The sequence below is a fragment of the Calothrix sp. PCC 7507 genome (assembly GCF_000316575.1).
In the GTDB taxonomy this organism is placed as follows: domain Bacteria; phylum Cyanobacteriota; class Cyanobacteriia; order Cyanobacteriales; family Nostocaceae; genus Fortiea.
The window spans coordinates 1,370,304-1,392,498 of sequence record NC_019682.1; the positions used below are offsets into that span (position 1 = coordinate 1,370,304).

Sequence of the window (22,195 nt, forward strand, 5' to 3'; positions counted from 1 at the left end):
TAGTTTCGATACTGACATTGTCCAATCAACTCAAAATTTCACACCGTAAGCAAACTTTTAGCATCTATTAAAAGGGTTCTCGAAAGCTATGTCTGAGCCACGCTACGGGATATGGATTCCAGTTTACGGCAACTGCGGCGCGATGAATCACCCTCTAGAGCCTCGTGATGCTAGCTACTCACGAGCAAAGAATCTGATCCAGTTAGCTGAACAGTGTGGGTTCACTACAACTTTAATCGCAGAACACATCATCAATCCTAGAAACCAAGAATTAGATCAGTTGGAAACTTGGACAGCAGCAGCAGCGCTGGCTGAAGCAACCAACTCAATTGAGATTATTGCCGCTGTTAAACCTTTGCTTTTTCATCCAGCAGTCTTAGCAAAGATGGCACTAGGCATTGATGCTATCAGTGGCGGGCGTTTTGCCATCAACTTAGTGAGTGCTTGGTTTAAGCCAGAAATGGAAAAAGCCGGAATTGCTTTTCCTCCTCACGATCAGCGCTATCAATATTCCCAAGAGTGGATCAAAGTAGTCAAAGCCCTGTGGAGTGGTGAAAGGGTGAACTTTCAAGGAAAGTATTTTCAGATCAATGACTTGAGTTTCCTTCCACAATCCATAGCATATCCGCATCCACGTGTGTATTTGGGGGGTGAGTCAGAGCCAGCGCAAGCGCTAGCAGCACAAGCAGCAGATGTGTTTTTTCTGAATGGTCGTCCTTTAGAAGTGGTGCAACAGGCGATCGCCCAATTTACTAAACAACCGCGTTCTCATCTTCAACCTTTAAAGTTTGCCATGTCAGCCTTTGTGATTGCGCGAGCTACCGATGAAGAAGCACAGGAAGAATTTGCCACATTGAAAGCATTGGTAGCGCAAGACGATCGCTCACAGTTACTCAAAGGCGTTGATTCTGAAGTTGTCATGTTTAAGAATATGGCGAAATACCCAGGCGTAGGTAGCAATGGCGGTACTGCTGCCGGCTTAGTTGGTAGTTATGACACTGTAGCCACGAAAATCGCCGAATTCAGCAGAGTGGGAATCAGTACATTTATGCTGCAATTTCAGCCATTCACAACTGAGATGCAGCGTTTCTCCGAGGAGATAATACCGCGAGTCCGGGCGTTAACAGTGGTCAGTGAACAGTTATCAGTAATCAGCGTTTAAGAGTTTCCATAGGCGATCGCTCCAACAAGAAAGAAGATGATATGCAGCAAATTCCTTCTGCTCAAGTAATAGCTAGAGTCGGCTTTTCCGGGACAGTAGATAGCTCCCAAATCTGAAAGTGCAACACATAGGAGAAATATAAATGACTGTAACCCTAACTCGTCCGGCTTGGACAACTAAATTAGAAGTTGAAATTTTCGACAAACTTCTAGATAAACACGCTCCCCATCTTCCTAAAAAGCGATCGCAAGACCCCAGACCACCGCAAACTGAAGAAGAAAAAGAGAATTTTATCCGCTTTCGGATTGCTGGTGCTGCCCATGATTTATTCATTGTGCAAGTTCTCGCTCGGGTAATTAACCAAGTTTCTGACCCAGAATTACAGCTGTTTTTAAGCAGACAGCTAGGTGATGATGGTGCCCATGCCGAAAATACCCGGCGGCGAGTGCAAGCATTATCTGGACGCGACCCCATTGAAGATATCCAACAGCAAGTAGACAAACATTGGGAATATCAAGGAGACTTACCCATTCGTAACTGGCAAGGCTTTTTGTCCTTTGAATTGCACTACGAACTGCATATAGTTTCTTTGTTATTACTCAACAGCCGTACCAGTAAAATTAATGACCCCGAATCAGGAAAGTTTGCGGCGGAAGTTATCTTGCCAGATGAAGCAGTTCACCGTCTAGGAGTTGTGGATTGGTGGCAACGTAAATTTGACAAAGCCTCACCATCTGAAAAAGAGGATTTAGTCGCACAAGCCTTAGAAGCCGATGAAGAAGGTCAACGGCGACGCAATCAATATCTTAGGGATCATTGGCAATTGAGTCACAAAGCAATTGGGATTGAAATTGCTGATTTGCCCATAATTTATGATGCTTGGCGACGGGAAGTCCTTTCTTACTTCTTGGATATTCCCATTTCCAAACTGCCTAAATTAGTCAGTGTCAACGATTAATTGGGGAATAAGCAATAGGGATATAGATATTTTCCCTATGCCCAATTCTCAGTTCCCTAAATTTATCTGTGGGATCAATCCAAAATCTAAAATCCAAAATCCAAAATTGTATGACTGCAGCAACTCTAACTCGTAATTGGACTGTAGAATTTGAAAATGAAAATCTGGAAAAACTGATTAGTAAACACGCGCCTCATGTACCTCTGGTTCGTGAACACGCTAGTCGCCCTCCAGAAACCGAAGAAGAAAAAGAAGGTTTTTATCAATATTGGGCGGCTACAGGTGGTCATGACCTGTCAATCGTACAAGCTGCGAGTAAAGCGATCGCCTTAATTCCTGACCCAGATTTGCATTTAATATTGAGCAGACAAATTGGTGATGATGGTGCCCATGCGATCGCCTTTAGGGAACGTGTGATTGCCCACACCGGACGCGATCCCGTTAAAGATATTGAAAGAGAAGCTAAACGCCATTGGGAATTTCTAGGAGATGTACCCTATCGCAACTGGCTAGGTTTCATCGCTTGGGAACTGCACTATGAACACCATATTTTGCCCCAAGTTTGGTTTAATAAACTGACATCACAAATTGGTGATGCAGTATTAGCTCAACAAAGTAATGAACGATTCAGCGATGATGAAGCAGTTCATCGCATCACGATCGCTAATTGGTGGCGCAAAAAATTTGAGCAAGCTTCGTCTAGCGAAAAATCCGAACTCGCCGCCCAGTTGTTAGAACTTGATGAAGAAATTCAACAACGACGCGCTCCTTACATTAAACAGCGTTGGCAAGATGCCGAAAACTTTAATGGAGCAAATACCAAGGGTATTGAGCCAGTTTATGATGCTTGGCGAAAACAGGTACTTTCTTACTTATTAGATATCCCCAATCCACAGATTACTTCTATTAGTCAATAAACTCTTTACTACTAGTCTGTCCCATTAATTTTATGGGGCTGTGAGATCCCCGACTTCTACCCTGCGGGAAGCCACCCCACGCGTGTCTATAAGAAGTCGGGGATATGAACACCACGAACCTCTCAAAAAGTTTTGGGACAGACCACTAGTAATCTGTCTCATAAATTTTAGCGAGTTCTTAAAAAACAAGGACTTTAGTCCTTAGTAAAAACATTTTTGTCGATTAATAACAAGGGCAATAACTATTAGTTATATAGGACTCCTATTTGATTTTTGAACTATACGTAGGGGAGCCACCCTCGTGCGCGGGTTTCCCGCGTTGAGAGGAGTGGCGTTGGGCAATGCCCACCCTACCAATACTTAAATATGTTCAAAAATTAAACCGGATTCCTATATTAGCTAGGAATTGTGGGAACAACCACGATTATATAAATCTTTATTCCCTCGTTACATTATATTTATTCGTCAGAGTATTTCGCCAATTCTCAATAATTTTTGACCGTGGCAAAATATCGGCATTAAGCATAAGGAGTCACTGATGTTCAATCAACTTGTAGATAGGTTGTTAGTCTGGATATATCAGAGAAGTTTGCTGAAGTTTTTTAAACAACCGGGGATTAAAGATTTTGCTTTATTATTTGTAATTGGTATAGGCTTGAGTGTAGCGATCGCATCTTGCACACCTAGTAATTCTGCAACTAACTCTGCTGATGCTGTCAAAGCACCGCAACAGGTATCTCAAAAGAGCGAATTAAAAGTGCTGAAAATGGCTAACCAAAAAGGCATGGCACTTTTAAATATTCTCAAAGCTCAAGGTAGTTTAGAAAAACGCTTACAACCCCAAGGTATTTCTGTGACATGGAATGAATTTTCTTCCACAGCACCCCTACTTGAGGGAATGGGTGTAGGTAGCGTTGTCTTTGGCGGTGGCGGTGGAACTGGTAGCGTATTTGCTCAAGCAGGTGATAAACCCTTCGTGCGAGTGGCTGCAAGTACAAGTAGTACACGCAGTTCCGCCATCTTAGTTTTGGAAAAATCACCCATCAAAACCCTGGCTGATCTCAAAGGGAAAAAGGTTGGCTTTGCTAAAGGTGCAAGTTCCCAATACATGATAGTCAAGGCGTTGGAAAAAGTAGGTTTGAAATACAGCGACATTCAACCCGTCTTCCTCCCTCCCGCAGACGCTTTACCAGCATTTGAGCGTGGCGATTTCGATGCGTGGGTAATTTGGGACCCCTACACTGCAGAAGCTGAACGCAAGTTAAAAACTCGTTTATTAGCAGATAACACCACCGTATTTGGTGACAAAGCACCAACAGAAAGTCCTGCTTTCTACTATGCATCTCCAGATTTTGTCCGTGATCATCCAGAAATTGTGAAAATCATTTTAGAAGAGTTGCAAAAAGCAGGTGACTGGGCGAGAAATAACAACAAAGATTCGGCAAAACTGCTTTCAGAACTGTATAAAGTAGATTTAAAAACAATGGAAATCGTTGAGGAACGTGGTGGAGAACGCAAGGTATTACCTATTAACAATGAAGTTCTTAGTGGATTACAACACATGGCTGATACCTTCACAGAACTAAAAGTTATCCCCAAGAAAATTGATGTCAAGGATAAAAACTACAACTGGATTACTGACCAGAAATCTTCAAGCAGCAAATAAATCTCCCACAGCAACTCATTAACAACTGCTCAGGGGACTAGGAAATAATCTACCTAATCCCCAATCCTTAATTCTCTTTATCAATTCAAAAATGTGATGACTAATAAATCTCACTTCTTTTCATCTCTCAATATTAACCGTCGCTTTTTTGCGATCGCGTTTACATCCTTAGTGGCATCTACAGTATTTTCTAGCTGTAGTTCACCGCAAAATAATTCTGCTTCTAATAATGCACCCGCACCATCCGCTACAACAGCAGCAAACACAGTCGCAACTGGCGCAAAAGAGAAAATCAAAGTTGGGGTTTCACCCGTACCCGCCGGAGATATTTTGAAATTTGTCAAGGATAATCTAGCACCCCAGGCAGGGTTAGATATCGAAATTGTCACCTTCAACGATTTTGTCCAAAATAACACTGCTTTGAAAGATGGCGTAATCGATGCCAATTATTTTCAGCATATCCCCTTTATGGAAGACTATGGCAAGAAAAACAACTTTGAAATGTATGCATTTACTCCCCAAATTCATTTGAATCCTGTAGGGCTTTTTTCTAAAAAACATAAGTCTCTTAAAGATTTGCCAAATAAAGCCCTGGTCACGATTCCTGATGATGCCAGCAATGCCCATCGCGCTCTGAAAGTTTTAGAAGCATCAGGGTTAGTCAAACTTAAGCCAAATGTCCGCCCCGCAAGTCCTAAAGACATTACTGAAAATCCCAAAAACTTGCAAATCAAAGAGATACCGGGGGCACAAGCAATTCCCTCTCTTCCTGATGTAGATCTAGCAGGAGTTACAGGTAATTGGATTGTGCAAGCTGGATTAAAAACAGATAAGGATGCTTTAGCATTAGAGTCAGGTAAAGACCCAATTTATGCTGTTACTCTCACCACATTAAAAGGGAAAGAAACTGATCCAAAAATTGTGAAATTGCATCAGTTATTGCGTGACGATAAAGTCAAGCAGTTTATTAAAGATAAATATCAAGGTGCAGTACTTCCGATCCCTTAAATCAGTGAACGGTTATCAACTAAAAATGCTGATATAGCAATTCTCGGTTATGTGAGGTACACCTGTAAGGACACGGAAGTGCCGTGCCCCTACACCTCACGATATAATTTCGTACCGCATCTGAATGGGAACCGCCATAACTGTTAATCAAGACTTGTAGAGTGGGCAATGCCTAGGGTGTTGACTTTGCACGAAATTAGCTAAAAATTATCATGCAATTTTTGTGTTTACCGTAGGGGCATCGGCACTGCCGTGCCCTGATGAGAACGTTAACTACGACTATTATTTTGGATGATGCATTTTGGGCTGAAAACCCTCAGAGTCAACAGCCTAGGCAATGCCCACCAAAACTAGGATATGGTGGACAATACCCTATCTACTACTAATTTAAACTATTTGATTACTAATACTAGATATCTGTCTTTCTGTGGAGAAATTTATAGATGATTACTTTTACTGATGTCCGCAAAATTTATAGCCAAGGAACTCAAAAAGTTGTAGCCTTGGATGGCGTTAGCCTTGAAGTTAAAGTTGGGGAAATTTTTGGTGTTTTAGGACAAAGTGGCGCAGGTAAAAGCACCTTAATTCGCTGTGTGAATCAGTTAGAAAAACCCACATCTGGTTATGTTACAGTCAATGGACAAGAAATCACAAAACTCTCTGGTCTGCAGTTGCGTCAAAGCCGACAACATATAGGCATGATTTTCCAGCACTTCAACTTGCTAAGTTCTCGAACTGTTGCAGAAAACATTGCTTTTCCTTTAGAAGTTATTGGTTATAGCAAACTCCAGCGACGGGCAAAAGTTGCAGAATTAATCTCACTCGTCGGCTTGACAGGTAAAGCAAACGCTTATCCAGCACAACTTTCAGGTGGACAGAAACAACGGGTGGGTATTGCTAGGGCTTTAGCTGGAGAGCCAAAGGTGTTACTTTCTGATGAAGCTACTTCAGCGCTCGATCCTCAAACCACGCGATCGATTTTAGAATTACTGCGCGACCTCAACAAGCGCATGGGTTTGACAATTTTATTGATCACCCATGAGATGGGGGTAGTCAAGCAAATTTGTGACAGTGTGGCAATACTTAATGCTGGGAAAATTGTAGAACGAGGGCGAGTTAGTGATTTAATTGCCCAGCCGGAATCATTGCTTGCACAGGAGGTTTTTCCCCGTCGCAATGGTTATGTACCACGTCCCGGTGGAGTATTAGCCACGATCGCCTTTGCTGGAGAACAAGCAAGTCAGCCCATTTTTGCTACCTTAGCACGTCGTTTTGATGTCGATATCAATATCCTCAGTGGTAGTGTAGAAAACGTCGGTAATCAACGTGTCGGACAGTTTCACATTGAATTAGAAGGAACACAAATAAACCAAGCCTTGAAATATTTATATGAGTCAGAGTTTGCAGTGGAGGTGCATTAAATCAGTTATCAGTTATCAGTTATCAGGGTTTCAAATGGAGATTTAGACTCTGCTTATAGGGCACTAATTTAACAGATTTAAATCCAAAATCGTCAATCTAAAATCCAAAATTCGTTGACCATTGGTAGAGCAGCGTGTTTAAAACCATGCATATGGAGGGGTAATGAGCGGATCAAAGCAATTAAAATTGGGCGCGTTCATGCGCCCGGTGAGCATACATACAGGCGCTTGGCGCTATCCTGGAGCTTTGCCTGATGCCAATTTTAACTTTCCAGCACTAAAACAATTCATCCAGAAATTAGAGCAGGGCAAATTCGACGCCTTCTTTATGGCTGATCACTTAGCGTTGCTGAATATGCCCATCAACGCCCTAAAGCGCAGCCACACCGTCACTTCCTTCGAGCCTTTCACCCTGCTTTCTGCCCTCGCTAGCGTCACCGAAAACATCGGACTGGTAGCCACCGCTTCTACAACCTATGACGCACCTTTCCACATCGCTCGTCGCTTTGCGTCTCTTGACCATATTAGCGGTGGTCGCGCTGGGTGGAACATTGTCACCACAGCCAATCCAGATGCAGCCCTCAACTTTGGCTTAGAAGAAGAAGTAGAGCATGACGAACGCTACGCACGGGCTAGGGAATTCTATGATGTCGTTACGGGTCTTTGGGATTCCTTCGCTGATGATGCATTTATCCGGGATGTGGAATCAGGAATTTATTTCGATCCCGAAAAAATTCACGTTCTGGCACATAAAGGAAAACATCTCTCGGTGCGGGGGCCATTGAACATCGCCAGACCTGTCCAGGGTTGGCCTGTGATTGTCCAAGCGGGGGCCTCTGATGCAGGACGGCAATTAGCTGCTGAAACCGCTGAGGTTGTGTTTGCACCTGCTGGTAATCTGGAAGCAGGCAAGGCTTTATTTGCAGACATTAAAGGGCGATCGCGGATAATTGGACGTGACCCAGAAAGCATCAAAATTCTTCCAGGTGCTTTGGTAATTGTGGGCGAAACTGTGGAAGAGGCGATCGCCAAGCGTGCCCATTTGGACAGCCTAGTACACTATGACAGTGGGATTGCCAGCTTGAATGGCGCCCTTGGCTACGACGTTTCAGGCTTCGATCCGGATGGTTTTTTGCCGGAAATCCCTGAGACTAACGCCGGCAAAAGCGGGCGAGAACGAGTGATAGCGTTGGCGCAACGAGAGAACCTGACCATCCGACAACTAGCGCAACGTATCGGCAGTTACGGCGGGCTGGCGTTTGTCGGTACACCTCAAACCATTGCTGATGACATGGAACAATGGCTGATTGAGGAAGGGTCTGACGGCTTCAACATCATGTTCCCTTTTCTGCCTGCAGGGTTGAACGATTTCATAGACAAGGTAATCCCAGAACTCCAACGGCGTGGCATCTTCCGCAAAGAGTATGAAGGCAAAACCCTGCGGGAAAATCTGGGATTAGCCCGCCCCGCTAACCGTTTCTTCCAGACCACTCTGGTGTAAGCACAAAGGTTAAATTAAAAGAATGGCGTGACAATCTAGTAGTCTGTCAGGGTTGAAATGAGGGACTGTAGTGTGAGCGTCTCGCTCACGCGGGCTTTTCGGCCCGCACTACCAAAAACCCCTCAAAACAAAATTGACAAACCACTAGTGGTCTGTCCCTAAAGTTGCGAGAGGTTCGTAGTAAGGACTAAAGTCCTTGAATTCTCAGCACTTTAGTGCTTACTACGAGCTAAATTTACCCCGTAAAATTAATGGGACAAACTACTAGATTTGTTGTAATGTTTGTAGTAAAAATGAAGCGCTACTACATACTAGAAATTAAAATTGTGAGGCGATATGCTTTTAAAACTGCAACAAATTATCGTCAAGCCAGGTCAACAAATGTTGCTCAAAGATGTTAGTTGGCAGCAATTAGAAAATATTTTAGAAGAAATGGGAGAAAAGCGTGCCGCACGTATTTCTTATAGTCATGGCTGGTTAGAAATTATGGTTCCTCTACCTGAACACGAAAAAGATAAAGAATATATTGGTGATTTGGTCAAAATTCTGTTAGAAACACTTGATGGTTTTTAAATTTAACTTTAGGAGGTTTGATTAAGTGTGTGGTTGTGGGATAAAAATTCGGTAGAGTACGAGATATTTAAGCAATACGAACGAGCGTTAGTAGCTATTGGCGTAGATTTATTACATGATGATGTCCAAGATGCCCTAGAAAGCTGCAGCTATGGACTGGAAGATGCTTTTAAGGCGGCAATCAGTTATGTAATATGGTTGCATGAGCAAGAGCGCGAATACAACGCCAGCGCTATTCTGGTGTGTGCCCTTAGTGAACAATGGAAACCAAGGGGATGGCACAATGAATATCTCAATCTACCGATTTTGCAATCGCAAGGGCAAAAATTCTGGGTAGGTGCAGCACAAATATGGGGATATGACCGACGTAATCAACTTGTCGCTGATATAGTTTACGAAAGAGGTAAAGAGTATATTGTATTTACCAACGGCAAAGAAATGCTGATAGATACAGCATGGCAGTGGGGATGGGAGCGAGTACTTACTTACGCTATCTCTAAATAAATAACCGTTGGCAGAAGTCTTTGTTTTGCCGCCCTGCAATAATATTGATTGCTCAGAGCTACTGTCCGGGGCTTGTACCGAAAAACCAATCCAAAATCTAAAATTGGCACGGTCAAGTTTGCCCTAGATGGGTGAAATCAGTATTTTCTGCAAAAAGACTTGAAAACAGATTGACAACTCGTGAAAAATTTGGGAGCATCAAACTACGGTATTCCGGTAGATTTTGAGTAGTTTGTGTAAGATTATTTAGATTATTTGGATCTCAGGCGAAGGAAGTTAGTTAAGCTTATCCCACTCCTAAAAGGGGATGGGATAACACGAAAGACGGTTGATGGTTAACAGTCATCAGTCTACAAATAATGTTTTACCAGACGTAATCGCCTCAAGGCTGGAAACATTCGTTGATTTTTGTTGCGCCGCCGGCTAGCGGCTTCTGGAGAGAAATCGCCCCACCACTCACCAATATAGATTTTCCACACGATATTTGGAGATAGAAACAATGATTAAAAGTCCAGAGAAACTTGCAGATCCCACAATCCAGTTTTCGGCTCCTGTCACAGCCAACTCGCCAGAACTCCAGCAGCTTTTTGATTTCATTGCTCTGGGGGCTTCTCAGCGCGATCGCGATCGCATCCTTCCCTATGATGTAGTCGAACTGATCCGGCGATCGCGCTTAGGTGCATTGCGAATCCCTGTGGCTGAAGGTGGCGGTGGTAGCACCGCGCGCGAACTATTCGAGGTCGTGATTCGGTTGGGAGATGCTGATCCGAACGTCGCTCACATTGTGCGGAATCATTTCTCTGTGACAGAGCGGATCTTGCGTTCTGAGCGCACCCAAAGAAATCGTCGTTGGCTCAAAGCCGTCGTCGATGGTGCGATCATCGGACTCGCCTCGACTGAACTAGAGGTCAAGCGAGCGGGCGGTGGTGGAGTAGCGAATACAAAATTAACACCCGATGGCGACGGCTATCGTCTCAACGGGACGAAGTATTACAGTACTGGCAGCCTTTATGCAGACTTGATTTTCGTGCGTTTATTAACACCCGATGACACCGTAGCGCTCGCCCTCCTACCGACCAAACGCGAGGGGGTTGATCTGGTAGATGACTGGGACGGCTTTGGGCAAAGGCTGACCGGCACGGGAACAACTACGTTCACAAATGTCCGCGTGGAAGCAGATGAAGTGATTCTTGATACAGATACAGACAAAGACAACCTCCCCTACAACATTGTCCCTCAATTGTTCCTGACTGCGATCAACGCCGGCATCATTCGTAGCGTGCTGCGCGATGCCACAGCGCTCGTTCACAAACGACCCAGAACCTTCTATCATGCTGTAGCCGAGCAAGCAGCAGATGACCCACTCTTGCAGCAAACAGTTGGTCAAATTGCCACCAACGCCTTTGCTGCCGAAGCGATCGTCTTAGCAGCAGCCGATGCTCTCGATCGCCTCCCTGCTGCCCAAGCCCAAGGTGAGGAGTCGGAGACGGCTGTAGCGTTGGCAGCTTCTCTGGGTGCAGCTAAGGCTAAATTAATCGTCGATGAGCTGGCGCTGCGATCGTCCACCCTGCTATTCGAGGTTGGTGGGGCTTCCACAACCAAGAAAAGCTCTAACTTTGATCGTCATTGGCGCAATGCACGCACCCTAGCATCCCATAATCCGGGTCACTTCAAAGCTCGTGCGATCGGAGACTACGAGATCAACGGTACTCCACTACCGACGCGAGGATTCTTCTAGTCGTTCATCTCATTAATTTTGAAAGGCTGCGATATCCCCAACTTCTACCCTGCGGGAAGCCACCCTACGGGTGTCTACAAGAAGTCGGGGATCTGATCACCCTCATCAAAGATGATTATGAATTACGTCAAGAGGTGCGTGAATGCAAGGGCAGGAATTACTTCTGAGTTTGTGGCAAGCTACAGGCGAAACTTTTTATATGGTAGTCATATCAGCTCTGGTAGCCGTGGCTTTAGGTCTACCTTTGGGCTTATTTTTGGTGATGACAGGCCCTGGTAACTTGCTGGATTCCCCACGATTACATAAGGTTTTGAGTGCAATTGTCAATACTGGGCGATCGTTTCCCTTTATTATTTTGCTAGTCGTTTTGACACCACTGACGCGATTAATCGTTGGTACTTCTATCGGTAGCACCGCCGCACTAGTTCCCCTGACTCTCGCCGCTATTCCCTTCTTTGGCCGCATCGCCGAAACCAGCATCCTGGAAGTAGATAAAGGACTCATAGAAGCCGCACAGGCTATGGGTTGCAACTATTGGCAAATTGTCCTTAAAGTATTAATTCCAGAAGCTTTACCCTCCTTAATATTAGGCGGAACCATCCTCATTGTTAGTCTTCTAAACTCTTCCGCAATGGCTGGCGCAGTTGGTGGCGGTGGTTTAGGTAATTTGGCAATTCAATACGGCTACCAAAGATTCGATGTCGGGGTGATGATTTCCACCATTGTAGTACTGATTTTGCTAGTGCAGATTATCCAATTTCTCGGTGATTTATTAGCGCAGAAGATGCGAAAACGGTAATTTGTCATTGGTCATTTGTCAAGAGTCAAAGTTTATTATCTCCCCCTGCTCCCTGCCCCAGTCCCTGGGCACTGAGCGAAGTCGAAGTGCAGTCCCCATTCTCTATTTCTATGAAAACTAACCGTCGATTCTTTCTCACAGCATTCAGTGCGTTTACTGCATCTTTTATCTTTGCTGGCTGCAGTCAACAACAAGCACAATTAACTGCAAATACAACTCAAGTATCTACACAAAAAGAAGTAATTAAAGTTGGGGTGACAGGAATAGTATCACAAGATATTTTGAAGTTCGTCAATGATAAATTAGCAACTAAAGAAGGATTGGAAGTTAAAGTTGTTAACTTCAATGATTGGATACAACCAAATACAGCTTTGAGAGATCAGGTGATTGATGCCAATTTCTTTCAACATCGACCTTTCATGAATAATGCTGCCAAGGAACTAAAAATCGACTTAGTGCCATTGAATACAGTTTCTTTAAATACACTTGGTTTGTTCTCTAAAAAACTCAAATCAGTACAAGAAATACCTCAAAATGCTACTGTCACAATTGCCAACGATGTCATAAATAATGACAGGGGATTAAGATTACTGGCAGCGAATGGCATCATCAAATTGAAGGAAAATGGTAAAGAATTTGTTACACAAAAAGATATTGCAGAAAATCCCAAAAACCTAAAGATTAAAGAAGTAGAAGGAGTACAAGTAGTACGAGCAATTAATGATGTAGACTTTATTGTGTCTTCGGCTCAAGTTGTAGCCCTAGCAGGAATTAAACCTCAATCTATGGGACAAGAAACAGCGAAAGATAAAAAGTATGCTCTAGCACTAGTTACATTAAAGGGTAGGGAAAATGAAGGAAAAATTCAGAAATTGAACAAATTTCTTAATGATCCACAAGTTAAAGATTTTATTAACAAACAGTATGAAGGGCGAATATTAGCTGTCTTTTAACAGTGAACAGTTATCAGTTACTAACTGTTCACTGGTTGAAACAGATGTCCGCAAAATTGTTGCTAATACAATATTTGTAGGGTGGGCAGTGCCTAGGGTGTTGACTTTGTTGGTTTTTAGGCGAAATTATTTCATACAATAATAATGTCGTTGATATCTAGCAGAGTCAAAACCAATGCAAGAGTTCAAAAGCCCAGTTAGTAGATTAGCAAGGTTATTTGAAAAAGGTCGAGATAACTGGAAAGAAAAAGCTCTATTGAGACATAAAAAGATTAGGGCATTAGAAATAAAGGTGAGAGATTTATTAGATTCAAGGGAAGAATGGAAAAACCGTGCGCTGGCAGCAGAGTCAAAACTGAAATCACAAAATATTGAAGGAGGGTCATCAGAAAAAAAGAAGATTGGTCAGCCGAAGGAGAAAACATAGAGACTACAGAATTAAATATCAAAGGTCACCATTATGACGCGAAAACAATTCAGCAATCATTAGAACTTTTGATGAAATGCGGTATAAGTCTTAGAGGAGCGGAGAAAGTATTTGAGTTATTTAACAATTCGGAATCCCAGACAAATCCTACTTTCACATGTATCAGAAAATGGTTAGGAAGAATCGGGATATATGAGTTAAAAAGGGAAAAAGAATATCGAGATGATTGGATATTTATTGTCGATTTAACTGTGGAATTAGGGAAACAAAAAGCTTTAGTGGTTTTAGGAATTTCACAGCAGAATCTTCAGTCAAATGTGATTGATAAAAAAAGAGGAGTGTCACACAAAGATGTGGAAATTCTCGGATTAGAAATTATGGATTCTACCAGAGGAGAACTCATAGAACACCAGCTAGATAAAATAAGTAAAAGAGTGGGTGTGCCAGTGCAAATAGTTGCGGACAATGGTAGCGACTTGGCTCGTGGAATCAAGCTATATCAACAAAAATATCCGGAATTAATTTACACTCATGATGTAACTCATGCAATGGCTTTGCTTTTGAAATGTCAGTTAGATACGGATGATAGATATCAGTCATTTATTCAAAAGTGTAATATTTCGAGGCAAAAACTACAACAGACAGAATTATCTTTTATATCTCCTCCTTCCCAACGTTCTCAGTGTCGTTATTTTAATGTGGAAATCTTGACAGATTGGGCAATCCATCTGTTAAATGCCCCGACAGAAACTCTCTTAAAATTAATGCCAGATGCCGAGCCTTTGATGATTACTCAGAAAATAAGAGATAAATTAGGATGGTTAGCTGATTATGAATTAGACGTAATGAAGTGGCATCAAATGGTGTCATTAACACGCCGGGTTGAAGCCCAACTAAAACAATCAGGACTTAGTCATCAATCTCTGGACTATTTTCAGCAGAATCAATCTATATTTCTTGATAATTGTCTCTCTGATTTTCAACAGAATATTTTTGATTACTTGGCTGTTCAATGTAACAAAATCACAGGACATGGTACTTTTTTAGCTACTTCTGATGTCATTGAATCATTGTTTGGAAAATATAAGCATTTTTCTGCACGCTGTCCATTTAAAGAGATGGGTCAGATGTTACTAACCATCTGTTTATCTACTATCGATCTAACCACTGCTGTTGTTAAAAATGCACTCTCAACAATTAGTTTTACTTCGGTTGAAGCATGGCTAGATGAAGTTTTTGGTCAATCTACACTCTCAAAACGAAAAATGTTATTTTCGGCTGATTATGAAGACACAAAAACTGTATGAACTTTTACCCCGAAAAAAGGCACAGAGTCAACACCCTAGGCAGTGCCCACCAGATCCGGGTTTTGTCAGGTATAGCCTAGGGTGTTGACTCTGAGGGTTTTCAGCCCAAAATGCATCATACAAAATCATAGTCGTAGTTGACGTTCTCATCAGGGCACGGCAGTGCCGATGCCCCTACGGTAAACACAAAAATTGCATGATAATTTTTAGCTAATTTCGTACAAAGTCAACACCCTAGGTATAGCCCTACCTAACACTTCTGCTTCACTTCTTACCTAATTTGCCTGAATACGCAAATACGTTTAAAAATCAAAGCGGACTGCTATATATCCGCAGAATGCTAAGACAGTAGAGAGTAAAAATATGTTTTTTGGACAAATTGAAAGAGAATGCTTAGATCCAGAACTCGGCTATCAGACTAAATTACCAGAGCATTTACAGCTATTAGTTGACCAACAACAGGGAAATCAGGATATTTGGGAATGTCAGCAAAGCCAAGAAGCAGGTTATAAGCCTAGTATCAGTGTGCAGAATTCAAAATTTATCTTGAAATGTCTATTATGGAGGAATATCCTCCTAAACACTTTTCGCAAAATTCAAAATTCAAAAAGCTAATCAATTATAGTTTGTGTCTATTCTAAATGCTAGCTTTATTTCTGCCGACCTGTACTAGGTGCATCATCAATGAATTCTCAAGAGCAATCTGCTCTGACCACTGCTGGCTATTTCCAAATAAAGCGTAGTACAGTTTTTACGTTAGCGATCGCCTGTGGTTTGTCGATCGCCAATGTGTACTACAATCAACCCCTACTTGCAGATATTGGACGCAGTTTACATATCTCCGTCCACGAGGTGGGATTTATTCCTACTCTTACCCAAGTTGGCTATGCATTGGGGTTATTATTCTTAGTTCCTTTGGGCGACAAGCTAGAACGCCGCAAATTAATTGCGATCATGCTCGGCTTACTAACTTTTGCCTTGCTAGCAGCAGCTACATCGCCTAGTCTATTTTGGCTATCGGTGTCTAGCTTTGTTCTTGGCTTCTGTAGCATTGTGGCTCATATAATTATCCCACTGGTTGCACAGATCACAGACCCAAAACAACGAGGCCAAGTCATCGGTACACTAGTCAGTGGTCTGATTGTCAGTGTCCTCCTAGCCAGGACTGTTAGCGGGGTAATTGGAAAATATCTCGGTTGGCGATCTGTGTACTTGATCGCGGCGGGGCTAATGGTGGTTGTCGCCTTTGTCCTCATCAGGCAAATACCTGCGAGTCGTCCCTCATCTACCATGTCTTACCCGCAACTCATGCAAAGTCTTGTGCATCTTTTCCGCCAGCAGCCAGTGTTGCGTGAAGCGTCGTTTAATATTGCCCTCATATTTGCCTCTTTCAATGCTTTCTGGGCAAGTCTGGTTTTTATGCTTGAATCGCCCCCCTACAATTATGATGGTAAAGTTGCCGGGTTCTTTGGCTTGGTAGGGATAGCAGGGGCAATAATTACCCCGATGGTTGGACGATTAGCGGACAAATGGGGGTCAAGAATTTTAGTTGGAGTAGCAACTTCTCTGTCCCTCTCAGCTTTTGTCATATTTTGGATAGCTGGAACTCATTTAATAGGTCTCATAACTGGGGTACTTGTTCTTGATATAGCGATGCACACCGCTTACATCTCCAACCAAATCCGCGTCTACAACCTGATACCAAATGCCGAGAGCCGTTTGAATACGGTATATATGGTCACTAATTATACTGGGGGCGCTTTCGGCTCTTTTCTTGGTACTTATAGCTGGGGAATCTGGCAATGGAATGGCGTTTGCGCCCTCGGATTTTTCCTATTAACTATCACAGCGATCGCTCACTTCAGCATCCGTAGCAAAAAACCTACAGCAGCCTGAAGAGGCTCTTGTGCAGAGAGCAGTTATCAGTGAACAGACTGATAACTGATAACTGATTACCATCCCCCAATTCAATTTCTTTCACCTAGCAAGAGAAGGAATCAACATCAATGGCACACCTGTTTGAATCATTAATTATTCGTGAAGTTACTTTTCGCAACCGCATCGCTGTTTCACCTATGTGTCAATATTCCAGCACGAATGGATTCGCCAACGATTGGCACAAAATTCATTTAGCTTCTCGTGCAGTTGGTGGTGCTGGGTTAGTCATCACAGAAGCTGCTGCTGTTGAAGCGCGGGGGCGCATTAGTCCCCAAGATTTGGGAATTTGGTCAGATGAACACATAGAAACCTTAGCCCAAATTGTCGGATTGATTCATAATTTTGGTGCTGTTGCGGGTATTCAACTTGCTCATGCTGGGAGAAAAGCCAGCACTGCTAAACCAAGTAAGGGCGGGAAAGTACTAGATGAATCTCAAGAAGGTTGGCGTCCTTTGGTTTCTAGCAGTGCGATCGCTTTTGGCAAAGATAGCCCCGTACCTGAAGCCTTGAGTATTGCAGGAATTCAGCAAGTTACTGATGCTTTTGTCCAAGCCACTCAACGTTCTCTGCAAGCTGGTTTTAAGGTCATAGAAATCCATGCAGCTCACGGTTATCTCATACACCAGTTTCTCTCACCACTTTCTAATCAGCGAAAGGATGATTATGGTGGTAGCTTTGAAAACCGTACCCGTCTACTCCGAGAAATCGTTCAGAAAGTCAGAGAGGTTTGGCCGGAAACATACCCCCTATTTGTTCGCCTCTCCGCCACTGATTGGGTAGACAAAGGTTGGGATATTGAACAAAGCATCGCCCTCAGCGACAAACTCAAATCTCTGGGTGTGGATCTCATCGACTCCTCTTCAGGAGGAATCATTCCAGGTATCAATATACCAGTTAAACCAGGCTATCAAGCCCAATTCGCCGAACGTATCCGCCGTGAAGCAAATATCCCTACAGGCGCTGTCGGTTTAATTACATCCCCTGAACAAGCTGACCAAATTATTCGCACAGGAGGCGCTGATCTAGTGCTTTTAGGGCGCGAATTACTCCGTAATCCCTACTGGCCACACCTAGCAGCCAAACAGCTAGGACACGAAAAACTCTGGCCTGTTCAATATGACCGTGCTTGGCTGTAAATATTAAGACTATTCGACCAAATTCCACCCTAAAAATCCTCCAGGGTTTGCGGGTGGAGTACTTTTAGGGATTGGCGGTAATCTAGTTTGCATGTTATTATACTTGAACTAACTATTTGGTTTTCAAATAGTTAGTGTATGAAATTTATGTTTATCTAACATTAAGCTGCTCTAATACTTAGGACTTCTGAAATACAAGTCCTCTAAAGCTTTATCCAAAACATTTCTAGAACTTACATCAACATCCTGAATCAAGGGAGATAGCGGAATTTAAAAAAGCTTACTTACGCACCGGATATTTAATTCAGGGTGTGTTGAATTCGCATCTGCAAAAACAGGGTTGTAAAAATCTGCTAAACGAGAAACACTGATGATACCAATTCGTGAAGAAAATCCTAAAAAAGAGAAACTGGGATTGCTTTCTTTTGAGGTTCCACCTGCACTTAAATCTCAAAACTTTTCTACTTTTGTCATCGGCGAGAGCTTATCTTTTTTTGGTTCCTGGATGACACAAATCGCCTTGATCTGGTTGGTTTATCAATTAACTAACTCACCTGTATTAGTTGGTGTAGCTGGGTTTACAAACCAAGCTACAGGCTTATTTCTTACCCCTGTAGTGGGCGTATTGCTTGATCGTTGGAACTTAAGATATATCCTAATAACTACTCAGCTAACATCTATCTTATTATCTGGTACACTTACTTTTTTAACTTTGACTAATCACATCAATGTCACCTGGATTATTCTTATTGGGATGCTCCAAGGAACAGTCAAAGCCTTCGATTTACCAGCGCGTCAGGTAATTATTCCCAGAATAGTAGATAGAAAGTCAGACACTTATAGTGGAATGGCTGCCCATTCATTCTTGATTAATACAGCTAAATTTGTTAGTCCGATGATTGGAGGAGTTCTGATTGCTAGAGCCGGGGCTGCTTCATGTTTTTTAGTAGATAGTATTAGTTATCTACCCTTTCTATCTGCTATCTTAACTGTCAAAGTCAGTTCATTTCCTCAGGAAGCATCTGGAAAAAAATCTAAAATTTGGCAAAATCTCAAAGAAGGATTTATTTTTGCTTATGAATTCTTGCCAATTAAGTTTGCTTTAATACTGCAAATAATAGTTTGTTTTATGGGGATGACTTATGTAAATTTAATGCCTATATTTGCTAAAGAAATATTGAATGGTGATGCTGAAGTCATGGGCTACCTCATGACAGCTTCAGCATTTGGTTCTATATTTGCAGGACTTTATCTCATCTCCCGAAAGAAAGTTGTAGGTCTGGTAGAAATTATCGCAATTTCTGCGGCAATTCTTGGGTTAGGCTTAATAATTTTTTCTCGCTTCACAAATTTAGAAATTTGCCTATTGCTCATATTTATAGTGGGTATGACTAATAGTTTGACACTAGCCGCTATTAGCAACTTCATCCAATTAACTCTTGTTGATGAAAATAAAAGGGGTAGGGTCACTAGCATATTTACAACTGGCTTCTTAGGAATACTGCCTATTGGTAACTTATTTTTTGGTGGATTAGCAGGTCATTTTGGAGTTGCTAACGCTCTCTTTTTTGGTGGTGTTGGTTGCTTGATAGGAGCTTTAATGTTTGCTAGAAACCTGCCGAAAATTCACAAAATAGTACAACCAATATACGAAGATATGGGCTTAATCGCACAGTCTGGTAAAGGCTAATTAAATTTGGGACTGGGGATTGGGGACTGGGAAGATTACTAATCACTAATGTCTTCACTCTTGCCTATTGCCTATTGCCTTCTGGGAATTAGTATCCAAACCACTTGATTTTTACAGTTGTTTATGAGAAAGTCTGATTTAACCTCTGGAAAATCCGGTAATTCGATAGAGATACAGTAGATAAATTTTTTACTGGAAGCGTGGGTGGTTTTAGCTGTGCGATGCCTTCTCTGCGAGAGGCTGCGCCGTTTTCATGCCCAAAGGGCTGTACGGCGGGACTCTGCGAGAACCCCTCTGGGGAACGCGGAGCGACCATCGCATTTATGCTTTAACCCCCAGTTCACCTATTGAACCGATTAGTCATGCGATCCAGCATTGAATAGCAGCAATCAATGCTGACATGGCTGTTAAGAGTGGCAAACTCTATATGCAAACTACCTTCCAGTAGCGTAACCCCAGATTTTATCCCAGATTTAGTTAGGTTACTCACTTTGATAGTGGGTGAGTTAAAAGCTTTCGGCTCAAAGTCTTTTTGACTTTAAGTCCCTGTTTGTCAGTGGAGGAGAATACCCAGATGCTAGAAGATCCCAATCCCCATCAAAATTCTGAAATAGTCAAGAGCGAGCAAACCCGTAACGAAAAACGCTTCGTTGTTAATCGTAGCAGACGCTTATTCCTCGGTCGTGCAGGGTTGTTTACAGCCGCGAGTGTGGTAACAGGAGTTCTCGGTTCAACTGTCTCCTGGAAAAAAACAGGAGAATTTGTTCAGGCTCAGGACGTAGTTGCTAAGTTTAACTTTGACTATGCTAAGTTTCGTGAAAAAGCTTATCAAGTAAGGATAGCAGCAGCAAAGGCTCAAAGAGATATTCCCATTCCTCTCCATCGCACCAACGGAGATGAAGCGAAGTACCCCAACAAAATTGCTACAGATACACGAGGATTGCCCCATAATCAATTGGGCGAAGTGGATCTGAAGGCTTATCAATCTCTTATTAATGCGCTGAACTCTGGTGATCCCAACGAGTATGAAAAGATTATCTTGGGTGGTGGACGGAAGCTAGTACAACCCTTGACTCCATTAGCGGTTAGCTTACTTGGGGTGAATACAACCCAATGTGGGATTCCGGTGCCACCCACCCTCGATAGTGCAGAGCAAGCGGCTGAATTCATCGAAATTGCTTGGCAAGGTTTGTTACAAGATGTTCCATTTAGCGACTACCGTAACGACACCACTAACCCACTGGTTTTAGCCGCAGTTCAGGATCTCAATCGTTTATCCGGTTTTAAGGGGCCGAAACAAAACGGACGCATTACTCCCGAACTGTTGTTTCGTGGTACTGCAATTTATGTTGATGCTTCTGGTAGAACAACTTACCACACACTACCAGGGGCAGATACAGGCCCTTACGTATCTCAGTTTTTACTGCGTCCAATACCCGCAGGAACACAGAGTTATGCTCAACTACATCGCGTTCCACTGGCTGTTCCAGAAAACAGCTTTCAAACCACCTATGACGAGTGGCTGCTAGTGCAGAATGGAGGCTCTTCTGGTCGAACGATTAAGTTTGACTCAACCCGACGCTATTTTATCAACGGGCGCGATCAGGGTGAGATTGCCCATACCCCACCACCAGTCTATACTAATGCTGCGGCGATTCTGTTGGCCAGTCCAGTACGTGACAACCCCCTAGTTGGTGGTGTTGGCGCACCTTACAATCCCAGCAATCCCTACAACAAGTCGAAGACCCAATCGGGTGGTACTGGGACATTTGGGCCTGGGTATGCGACTTCGCTAATTGGCTGGGTTAGCCCCCACGCCATTAGAGCATCTTACTGGCACAAGTATTATGTTCACCGCCGTCTGCGATCGGAGGCTTTTGGTGGATTGGTTCACAACAACAAGGTGAATAAAACAAATTATCCCCTCCACCCCGATGTCTTCAAATCAGAAGCACTCGATCGCATATACAGCAAATACAAATCCTATCTGTTACCGCAATTCTTCCCAGAAGGTGCGCCGACACACTCTTCTTATCCGGGAGGTGCTTCGGTAAGTGCAGGAGCTAGTGTGACGATTCTGAAGGCGCTATTCGACGGCGATTATGTGATTCCCAATCCGGTGATCCCCGATCCCAAAGATCCTACCAAGTTGATCCCTTACCAGGGGCCACCCCTAACAGTGGAGGGTGAGTTGAACAAACTAGCTGCCAATATTGGTTTAGGTCGTAACAGTGCCGGAATTCACTGGCGCACTGATGCAGCAGCGTCGTTGGCTCTTGGTGAAGCGATCGCTATTGGCATTCTCAAGGATGAGAAGCTAACGTTCCGCGAAACATTTAGTGGGTTCACCTTCACCAAATTTAATGGTCAGAAAGTCACAATTTAACAGTGAACAGTGAACAGTGAACAGTAAACAGTTACTTGTACTGAGCTTGTCGAAGTATCAGTTAAATACGAAGGGTCTAAGTCCTCCACCAACTGGTGGAAGGCGTTGATG

Annotated in this window: 18 protein-coding genes and 1 pseudogene; all 19 read left to right on the forward strand. The window is 43.0% G+C overall.

Annotation, left to right across the window (positions count from 1 at the left end):
- Positions 1–88 precede the first annotated feature (88 nt).
- The 19 genes and pseudogenes from CAL7507_RS06050 (at position 89) to CAL7507_RS06140 (ending at position 22,084) form a co-directional block, all read left to right on the forward strand.
- Entirely contained in the window at positions 89–1,162 is a 1,074-nt protein-coding gene (locus CAL7507_RS06050) for an LLM class flavin-dependent oxidoreductase (protein ID WP_015127566.1), read from the forward strand.
- Positions 1,163–1,304: 142 nt separating this feature from the next.
- Entirely contained in the window at positions 1,305–2,120 is an 816-nt protein-coding gene (locus tag CAL7507_RS06055; protein WP_015127567.1) for a hypothetical protein, read from the forward strand.
- A 110-nt stretch (positions 2,121–2,230) separates the two neighbouring features.
- Entirely contained in the window at positions 2,231–3,037 is an 807-nt protein-coding gene (locus CAL7507_RS06060) for a hypothetical protein (protein ID WP_015127568.1), read from the forward strand.
- A 538-nt stretch (positions 3,038–3,575) separates the two neighbouring features.
- A complete protein-coding gene (locus CAL7507_RS06065) occupies positions 3,576–4,703 on the forward strand; it encodes an aliphatic sulfonate ABC transporter substrate-binding protein (protein ID WP_015127569.1) in 1,128 nt (375 codons plus the stop codon).
- 96 nt (positions 4,704–4,799) lie between these two features.
- Positions 4,800–5,711 carry a MetQ/NlpA family ABC transporter substrate-binding protein gene (locus CAL7507_RS06070; RefSeq protein WP_015127570.1) on the forward strand — a complete coding sequence of 304 codons (912 nt, stop codon included), beginning with the start codon at positions 4,800–4,802 and terminating at the stop codon, positions 5,709–5,711.
- A 443-nt stretch (positions 5,712–6,154) separates the two neighbouring features.
- Positions 6,155–7,132: a methionine ABC transporter ATP-binding protein gene (locus CAL7507_RS06075; protein WP_015127571.1), complete on the forward strand. Its 978-nt coding sequence runs from the start codon at positions 6,155–6,157 to the stop codon at positions 7,130–7,132.
- A 163-nt stretch (positions 7,133–7,295) separates the two neighbouring features.
- The gene (locus tag CAL7507_RS06080; RefSeq protein ID WP_015127572.1) at positions 7,296–8,633 is read left to right on the forward strand and encodes an LLM class flavin-dependent oxidoreductase; all 1,338 of its coding nucleotides are present in this window, start codon (positions 7,296–7,298) and stop codon (positions 8,631–8,633) included.
- 336 nt (positions 8,634–8,969) lie between these two features.
- Positions 8,970–9,194: pseudogene (locus CAL7507_RS06085) on the forward strand (hypothetical protein); the annotation flags it as partial.
- A 39-nt stretch (positions 9,195–9,233) separates the two neighbouring features.
- Positions 9,234–9,710 carry a hypothetical protein gene (locus tag CAL7507_RS06090; RefSeq protein WP_015127574.1) on the forward strand — a complete coding sequence of 159 codons (477 nt, stop codon included), beginning with the start codon at positions 9,234–9,236 and terminating at the stop codon, positions 9,708–9,710.
- Positions 9,711–10,209: 499 nt separating this feature from the next.
- Entirely contained in the window at positions 10,210–11,448 is a 1,239-nt protein-coding gene (locus tag CAL7507_RS06095) for an acyl-CoA dehydrogenase family protein (RefSeq protein WP_015127575.1), read from the forward strand.
- Positions 11,449–11,590: 142 nt separating this feature from the next.
- Complete coding sequence (locus CAL7507_RS06100) at positions 11,591–12,247, forward strand: methionine ABC transporter permease (protein WP_015127576.1); 657 nt, start codon at positions 11,591–11,593, stop codon at positions 12,245–12,247.
- Between the two features lie 110 nt (positions 12,248–12,357).
- Entirely contained in the window at positions 12,358–13,200 is an 843-nt protein-coding gene (locus CAL7507_RS06105) for a MetQ/NlpA family ABC transporter substrate-binding protein (RefSeq protein WP_015127577.1), read from the forward strand.
- Between the two features lie 175 nt (positions 13,201–13,375).
- Positions 13,376–13,627 carry a hypothetical protein gene (locus CAL7507_RS06110; protein WP_015126937.1) on the forward strand — a complete coding sequence of 84 codons (252 nt, stop codon included), beginning with the start codon at positions 13,376–13,378 and terminating at the stop codon, positions 13,625–13,627.
- A 71-nt stretch (positions 13,628–13,698) separates the two neighbouring features.
- Positions 13,699–14,934, forward strand: coding sequence for a hypothetical protein (locus tag CAL7507_RS06115; protein ID WP_015126938.1), 1,236 nt, complete (start codon positions 13,699–13,701; stop codon positions 14,932–14,934).
- A 363-nt stretch (positions 14,935–15,297) separates the two neighbouring features.
- Positions 15,298–15,549 (forward strand): hypothetical protein, encoded by a 252-nt coding sequence (locus tag CAL7507_RS06120; RefSeq protein ID WP_015127578.1) that lies wholly within the window; start codon positions 15,298–15,300, stop codon positions 15,547–15,549.
- A gap of 69 nt (positions 15,550–15,618) precedes the next feature.
- The gene (locus tag CAL7507_RS06125; protein WP_015127579.1) at positions 15,619–16,830 is read left to right on the forward strand and encodes an MFS transporter; all 1,212 of its coding nucleotides are present in this window, start codon (positions 15,619–15,621) and stop codon (positions 16,828–16,830) included.
- Between the two features lie 110 nt (positions 16,831–16,940).
- Positions 16,941–18,008: an NADPH dehydrogenase NamA gene (gene namA, locus CAL7507_RS06130; protein ID WP_015127580.1), complete on the forward strand. Its 1,068-nt coding sequence runs from the start codon at positions 16,941–16,943 to the stop codon at positions 18,006–18,008.
- Positions 18,009–18,378: 370 nt separating this feature from the next.
- Positions 18,379–19,698 carry an MFS transporter gene (locus CAL7507_RS06135; RefSeq protein ID WP_015127581.1) on the forward strand — a complete coding sequence of 440 codons (1,320 nt, stop codon included), beginning with the start codon at positions 18,379–18,381 and terminating at the stop codon, positions 19,696–19,698.
- 574 nt (positions 19,699–20,272) lie between these two features.
- A complete protein-coding gene (locus tag CAL7507_RS06140; protein WP_015127582.1) occupies positions 20,273–22,084 on the forward strand; it encodes a vanadium-dependent haloperoxidase in 1,812 nt (603 codons plus the stop codon).
- Positions 22,085–22,195 lie beyond the last annotated feature (111 nt).

What these genes read in the sequence shown, in the direction of transcription:
- CAL7507_RS06095 (WP_015127575.1), top strand. Translation starts at nt 10,210, where the DNA reads ATGATTAAAAGTCCAGAGAAACTTGCAGATCCCACAATCCAGTTTTCG.
- CAL7507_RS06125 (WP_015127579.1), top strand. Translation starts at nt 15,619, where the DNA reads ATGAATTCTCAAGAGCAATCTGCTCTGACCACTGCTGGCTATTTCCAA.
- CAL7507_RS06055 (WP_015127567.1), top strand. Translation starts at nt 1,305, where the DNA reads ATGACTGTAACCCTAACTCGTCCGGCTTGGACAACTAAATTAGAAGTT.
- CAL7507_RS06105 (WP_015127577.1), top strand. Translation starts at nt 12,358, where the DNA reads ATGAAAACTAACCGTCGATTCTTTCTCACAGCATTCAGTGCGTTTACT.
- CAL7507_RS06060 (WP_015127568.1), top strand. Translation starts at nt 2,231, where the DNA reads ATGACTGCAGCAACTCTAACTCGTAATTGGACTGTAGAATTTGAAAAT.
- namA (WP_015127580.1), top strand. Translation starts at nt 16,941, where the DNA reads ATGGCACACCTGTTTGAATCATTAATTATTCGTGAAGTTACTTTTCGC.
- CAL7507_RS06065 (WP_015127569.1), top strand. Translation starts at nt 3,576, where the DNA reads ATGTTCAATCAACTTGTAGATAGGTTGTTAGTCTGGATATATCAGAGA.
- CAL7507_RS06135 (WP_015127581.1), top strand. Translation starts at nt 18,379, where the DNA reads ATGATACCAATTCGTGAAGAAAATCCTAAAAAAGAGAAACTGGGATTG.
- CAL7507_RS06050 (WP_015127566.1), top strand. Translation starts at nt 89, where the DNA reads ATGTCTGAGCCACGCTACGGGATATGGATTCCAGTTTACGGCAACTGC.
- CAL7507_RS06075 (WP_015127571.1), top strand. Translation starts at nt 6,155, where the DNA reads ATGATTACTTTTACTGATGTCCGCAAAATTTATAGCCAAGGAACTCAA.
- CAL7507_RS06140 (WP_015127582.1), top strand. Translation starts at nt 20,273, where the DNA reads ATGCTAGAAGATCCCAATCCCCATCAAAATTCTGAAATAGTCAAGAGC.
- CAL7507_RS06070 (WP_015127570.1), top strand. Translation starts at nt 4,800, where the DNA reads ATGACTAATAAATCTCACTTCTTTTCATCTCTCAATATTAACCGTCGC.
- CAL7507_RS06100 (WP_015127576.1), top strand. Translation starts at nt 11,591, where the DNA reads ATGCAAGGGCAGGAATTACTTCTGAGTTTGTGGCAAGCTACAGGCGAA.
- CAL7507_RS06110 (WP_015126937.1), top strand. Translation starts at nt 13,376, where the DNA reads ATGCAAGAGTTCAAAAGCCCAGTTAGTAGATTAGCAAGGTTATTTGAA.
- CAL7507_RS06115 (WP_015126938.1), top strand. Translation starts at nt 13,699, where the DNA reads ATGAAATGCGGTATAAGTCTTAGAGGAGCGGAGAAAGTATTTGAGTTA.
- CAL7507_RS06120 (WP_015127578.1), top strand. Translation starts at nt 15,298, where the DNA reads ATGTTTTTTGGACAAATTGAAAGAGAATGCTTAGATCCAGAACTCGGC.
- CAL7507_RS06080 (WP_015127572.1), top strand. Translation starts at nt 7,296, where the DNA reads ATGAGCGGATCAAAGCAATTAAAATTGGGCGCGTTCATGCGCCCGGTG.